Consider the following 5693-nt stretch of genomic DNA (forward strand, 5'->3'; position numbering starts at 1 on the left):
TCGAAGGTGCGACCCTGGCCGGGGAACCCGGCCTAGGAGGCGCGCACCTTGAGCGAATTTAATCATTAGATGCGGAAAGCGCACCTAACAGGGAATCAGCTTCAAAGAATACTGTACCTCATAACTGTGATCAACGCTATAATTGCCGTGCTCTTCTTCTTTGCTCTGGATTGGGTTTGTATTTTATATATTATTGTCTGAGCCAGTAAGTATTTGATAATGGGTAAACACAGCCACAAAACATTCCATTTCTAATATTATTGTTCCCTGAGATGTTTTGTTAAAACTGAATCCTTCGGACTATTGTGGTGAGGGCTATAGTTCAAGGGGAGCAAGGTTGATGATTGAACCGAGAAAAAAAGGCTTTTTCCAGACTCGACCGATCCTTCCCCCTTGAGTATTTCAATAGCTAGCGCTGTAAACTTCTGGGATCGAGAGCATCCCGCAAACCATCCCCAAGTAAATTAAACGCCAACACCGTCAGAATAATCAGCAGTGCTGGCGGCCAAATCAACCAAGGCTGTAGCACGATGATTGAGGCATTGGTTGCCAAAGACAACAAATTTCCCCAGGACGGATCCGGTTGCTGAATTCCCAATCCAATCAAACTCAGCACCGACTCGGCCACAATGAAACCAGGAACTGCCAAGGTTGCTGATATAATCACATAGGAAGCTGTCTGGGGCAGAACGTGGCGTACAATGATATAGAAGGGATTCGCCCCCATAGTTTTGGCAGCTTGGACAAATTCCCGCTCCTTAATCGATAACACCTGTCCTCGGATCACTCGTGCTAAGCCAGACCAGCTAATAAACGAGGTAATCAGAACAATTAATAAAAACCGTTGCGCACTAGTTAGACCAGGTGGTAGCACAGCCGCTAAGGCGACGAGTAGGTAAATACCAGGAATAGTCATCAAAACTTCTACCAGACGCATGATGATCCCATCTACCCAGCCGCCGAAATAGCCGGAAATTCCCCCAATGATTAGACCAAGGGGAAAGGAGATCGCAATTCCGACTAGACCAATACTAAGACTAATCCGACCCCCATACACCAAGCGACTAAACTGATCACGAGCTTGCTCATCGGTACCTAATAGATTAATCTTCCCCTCACCCACCGTACCAAACAGGTGACGGTTGAAGGGAATCGCTCCAAACAACTTATACTCCCGACCTGGAACAAATAGACCCACTGGCGACGGCTTTTGCCAGTCTACAATCAGTTTGCGATCGCCTGTCTCTAAATCCGTTGGTCCTTGGGTTGTGGGATATACATGGGGACCAATAAACTCTTTGGTTTGCTGGTTACGCCAGTAGATCTTGGTAGGTGGTAGCAGGGAACCATCTGGCTGAGACACATAAGGATCATAGGGAGCAACAACATCTGCTGCAATGACAATTAGATAAAAAGTCAATAATAGCAATGCCCCAAAACGGGCGAGAGGGTTCTTGGTAAGTTTTTGCCACCAGTTCATAGGATTATTCCGAAAGCGCGAAAAGCACCTCGTGTTTACTTTGTATGGGCGTATCTTGCATTAGCTATGTTTCACCCATACAAAGATGGTATCGAAATCTGATCCAATCACCCTTCACTCAACACCCTTCACTCAACACCGTTCATAATTTCTGATTATACATTAACCTTTTGTGTCATTTTCCCCAGTCCATTGTGATTGTGTGAGTGTTCGACCACAAAGACATTGGAGAAGAGATTAGCCGTAATTTGTTGACCTTCCTGAGTTAAGGATAGGTAACGCAAGGCATCCTGAATATAAGGGTATACCCCATTCCAGTAAAACTTAGAGTAGCCTTGCCGCAGATCTCCAGGATGGAGGTACCCAATGGTTTTGTTAAATCCAGTTTCTTCAAACTCATAGAACAAAGCACTAGTTTTTTTGAGATAGCGTGGGTCACTCAGTTGACCAATCAAGTCAGAGGCGCGAATTAATCCAGGATAGTTACCTGTATCTTGATGATCCCCTTGCTTCGGCACAGGGAAACGAGTCAGTTCAATGTTGCGCTTGATAAACTCGGCATCAATCAGGTTGTGACCACCAAAGCGCTCATCAATAAATAATTTTGCCCGATCGACATGATAAGGCGTCAGAGCAGCATCGGTAGAGCCTTGGGGTAAATGAACCATCTCCCCATGTTGACCAGTAGCGTAGAGTCGTTCATTTTCTCGGTCTTGGCGACATACTCCTTTAACATAGCCAATATCATGACATGCCAAAGAAATGATAAAGTGTAACCAATCATCAGGAGTTACACCACCTTCACGGATATGTTTGCCTCGCAAAATCTCTTGTCCGACGAGGGTAACTAGGATGGAGTGTTCCACATTGTGATAGAGGGCATCACTGTTGGCAATATTTTCCATTGCCATGCTGCCAGCCCAAGCAATTATATCTTCGTTGTCAGGGTTGAGTCCCCCGTAAGTTCGGCGGTAGCCTTCCCGGAGTCTTATAACAAAGGCGTTAATTAGAATTTCAGTGGTGTTAAACATGATTTTTGATTGACTTAAATGCTAAGACAAAGTCCAGTATTCCCATGACACTGGCTTAGTTTTACTAGTTTGGTAGATTTAAATTTTTGGTAGTTTAACCTTTTGTATAGCTCGCTTAGGGTTAACACCTCAAAGCATTACTAAGTGATCCTTGGGCGCTATACTAGCAGCAATGGGGAAGGCTAATCTTTGTCTACAGCTTACCAAAAAGCCAAGCTGAAGGCCCCGATCAGATCCTGTCCGGGTAATTAACCTTAATAAAAATCTGCCCCATCTCCCTATCAATCTTCTTTATGATGGGTATTCTTGCGCACTTGATCTAGCAATGCTCAATCGGGTGAAGTACCTGACCCAATTAAGAACTGCTATAATACCAATAATAGTTAAATAATAGTTAAAGGTTTGCGGGTGTAATTCAGTGGTAGAATGTCAGCTTCCCAAGCTGAACGTCGTCGGTTCGAGTCCGATCACCCGCTTGTTGATTTGTAAGCATTCAGCGGTCAGCTAATGCGCTACGGGCACGCTGTCTTGATGGGGAGCAGGTCAAATAAGCCTAACAAATGAACTACTTGACAAAACAACAAAAATCATGTTATTGAGCCGGTCTTAGTTGCAGAACAGATGAACTATTTACCAGATCAGCTTGGCTTTTACCCATGAGGGGGCTATAGATAATGTACAAATATTAGGCATTAGTGACATGCTCCCCCTATTACCTATTACCTATTACCCATTACCCATTACCCATCACCCATTACCCATTCCCCATTCCCCATTCCCCATTCCCCATTCCCCATTCCCCATTCCCCATTCCCCATTCCCCATTCCCCATTCCCTCTAACTCTAGGCGAATTTTGTTCAGAGATTTGTTAACTAATTTTATGACATGAAATCTATCTATTCCCAGATTAGCATTTGCGCTACGCGCACGCTACGCGAACGGAAAAACTTCCTTGACAACTTTCTGAAATCCACCCCACATATCTACACTGACTTCTTTGATTTTTCCCCTGATTGCAATAGGTTGCTCCTTGAGTACTTCTATAATTTCTTCACTCTTATGAGAGTCAATTACTTATAATAAATAACTGTTATCAATATCACAAACAACGGTAACAAATTTTATTTTTCCTTTTGCTCGACTAAATTCATCTATATTTAACCGTTGTGGAGTTACCCAGTATTTTTTTTTGCTTATGGATTATTTTAAAAATTTTTTCGACTTTTTCTTGACTTAATTGTTCATTTTTGCTTACTTGTGCCACTGTTAATTCTTGAACTTTATTATAGATATATTATTCATCCATTTTTGTATAATTACGACCCATTTATATAAAGCTTAAAGGTTCAGTTGAGTAGTTTTGACAGTGACAACAATAAAATTGACGACGAGGCACTTGTAAGTATACTCCTTGCCCACATATAGCGGTTTTTAATCTAGTAAGGTACAAGTTTTTGAGGTGCGACCCGTGGCGAATTTAATTCGCCAACGGAAAGCGCACCTAAGGTTTTAGGGAGCAGGAAGCAGGGAGCAGGGAAGAGGGAAGAGGGAAGAGGGAAAAAAATATGTGTACCTGATGAGGCTAAAAAGCGCTATATGGATAAATCTCGCACTAAAATTGGTCGATTTTGATTAATGTCATTCGTATAAATTTGACACTTAGGACAGTTAATTACTTCATTTAATAAATCCAAATTCAATATTATAAATTATTCTTTTTTATAAGAAGTGAACACGGTTACATTCGGTAAATTTAACAAAGTATAGCAGAAGTCAGAAGTCAGAAGTCAGAAGTCAGAAGTTAAACTCTTGCCATACTGTAGTTTGAGACTTTTGTCATGTCCTAATTACCCTGGCGACTGCTATATCTAGATGAAAGTCCATCCGTCGGTTAACAGCATTTAGTATTACTAGCTACATTTTACACCATATTGCCGGAAGAGCCATTCCGGTCTAAAATTTGTTTTAACATCTTGAAATAGACTTGGTTGGTTACCTTTTAAAGCAGCTATATAATCCTTGCCACTGTTGACGATAAATTCACAAGTTTTTTTTGGGTATTAATAGCATCATTGGCATTGACAACTCCTTTTAGAGCCAGTTTCTTGAGCAACTCTGGTAAAGCTTTAATTTCGTTGGTTTTGGCATCAACTTCAAAGGGTTCTAAAATCAAGCCCCGCTCAACAATGTAAGAACTGACCAACATAATTGCTGGGTTTGAAGTTACCGTAAGAGAGGGTCGCCTTTATAGGAACAGGTTATGGGTAATAGTTTTAAGTTATATGAAATAAGGCGACCCTCTCTAAGGTTTCGTCTCCTTGGGAGTCGGAATTGGGATTATCGTTTTCAATCTGATCTGAACCTTTAAGGACTTTGCCGTCTAAGCCAATGGTTTCTCCAGAAGCTGGTTGTACATTCAAGAATGCGCGCAAGGCACATCGAATACTCTTCGTAATTAATATACAATAAAACACGACGTAAGTAGGTGGGCTTAATAAGGCGACCCTCTCTAAGGTTTCGTCTCCGGGAAGGCTTTTGAAACGGCAAGAAGGGTTTGAAGTTACCCTAAGATAGGGTAACTTCAAACGTTGGTAGGTTATGGGTAAAAGGTAACGGCGCTTTTGTAGTAAGGCGACCCTATCTTAGGTTTCGTTTCCGGAAATGCACTCCGCAGTGGTCTTACCTTCGGCGTAGCCGACGCTTCGCGAACAGAGATGGAGATTTGTTGGAAAAGCACCATATAATACCACGCGCACTGGATGGAAATAATTCAGACAAAAATCTCGAATTATTACACCTACATTGCCATGATGCCAAACACGGAAGCAAAACCAACTCAAAAGAGTTAGATGAAAATCCGTTCTAGAGGAGCCAATGTCAAGGATTGTACTGTAATGATGAGCCGTATGATGCGAAAGTATCACGTACGTTTTTGAAGACGAGTCAGAGGTGACTCACTGGCTTAGTTTAATGAAGCCCGCGCTGTACCGTGCTTGTCAGCGTCGGGAGTATGTCACTAGAAAACCATTTCATCCCCGCTTTCCCTAAGGTATAGCAGAAGTCATTTGTCAGAAGTCAAACTCTTGCGCTTCTTGATGCAATAGCGAGTGGGGGAAACCCCCAAGACCGCTTAGGTGCGCTTTCCGTTGGCGAATTAAATTCGCCACGGGTCGCACCTCTA

General features: G+C 42.5%; 7 protein-coding genes and 1 tRNA gene. 3 read left to right on the forward strand and 5 right to left on the reverse strand.

Annotation, left to right across the window (positions count from 1 at the left end; all coding sequences use genetic code 11):
- Positions 1-409 precede the first annotated feature (409 nt).
- Both F6K20_RS21950 and F6K20_RS21955 read right to left on the reverse strand, forming a co-directional pair.
- Positions 410-1480: an ABC transporter permease gene (locus tag F6K20_RS21950; RefSeq protein WP_008191278.1), complete on the reverse strand. Its 1071-nt coding sequence runs from the start codon at positions 1478-1480 to the stop codon at positions 410-412.
- A 155-nt stretch (positions 1481-1635) separates the two neighbouring features.
- Complete coding sequence (locus F6K20_RS21955; protein ID WP_008191277.1) at positions 1636-2511, reverse strand: Npun_R2479 family HD domain-containing metalloprotein; 876 nt, start codon at positions 2509-2511, stop codon at positions 1636-1638.
- 404 nt (positions 2512-2915) lie between these two features.
- On the opposite strand from F6K20_RS21955, the gene F6K20_RS21960 reads away from it, so the two are divergent.
- Together F6K20_RS21960 and F6K20_RS21965 are read left to right on the forward strand one after the other, a co-directional pair.
- A tRNA-Gly gene (locus F6K20_RS21960) sits at positions 2916-2987 on the forward strand.
- 167 nt (positions 2988-3154) lie between these two features.
- The gene (locus tag F6K20_RS21965) at positions 3155-3352 is read left to right on the forward strand and encodes a hypothetical protein (protein ID WP_287296017.1); all 198 of its coding nucleotides are present in this window, start codon (positions 3155-3157) and stop codon (positions 3350-3352) included.
- A gap of 90 nt (positions 3353-3442) precedes the next feature.
- Here the strand turns inward: F6K20_RS21965 and F6K20_RS40125 are convergent, their stop codons facing one another.
- The 3 genes from F6K20_RS40125 to F6K20_RS21975 form a co-directional block, all read right to left on the reverse strand.
- Positions 3443-3583, reverse strand: a complete 141-nt coding sequence (locus F6K20_RS40125) for a transposase (protein WP_131827285.1) — start codon at positions 3581-3583, stop codon at positions 3443-3445.
- Between the two features lie 937 nt (positions 3584-4520).
- Complete coding sequence (locus tag F6K20_RS21970) at positions 4521-4718, reverse strand: hypothetical protein (protein WP_008191272.1); 198 nt, start codon at positions 4716-4718, stop codon at positions 4521-4523.
- A gap of 67 nt (positions 4719-4785) precedes the next feature.
- A complete protein-coding gene (locus F6K20_RS21975) occupies positions 4786-4944 on the reverse strand; it encodes a hypothetical protein (protein WP_154659987.1) in 159 nt (52 codons plus the stop codon).
- Between the two features lie 290 nt (positions 4945-5234).
- Between F6K20_RS21975 and F6K20_RS21980 the strand changes: the two genes are divergently transcribed.
- Positions 5235-5378, forward strand: coding sequence for an HNH endonuclease (locus F6K20_RS21980; RefSeq protein ID WP_081431819.1), 144 nt, complete (start codon positions 5235-5237; stop codon positions 5376-5378).
- Positions 5379-5693 lie beyond the last annotated feature (315 nt).

Origin of the sequence: Moorena sp. SIO2C4 (assembly GCF_010672485.1) — a bacterium.
Lineage (GTDB): Bacteria > Cyanobacteriota > Cyanobacteriia > Cyanobacteriales > Coleofasciculaceae > Moorena > Moorena producens.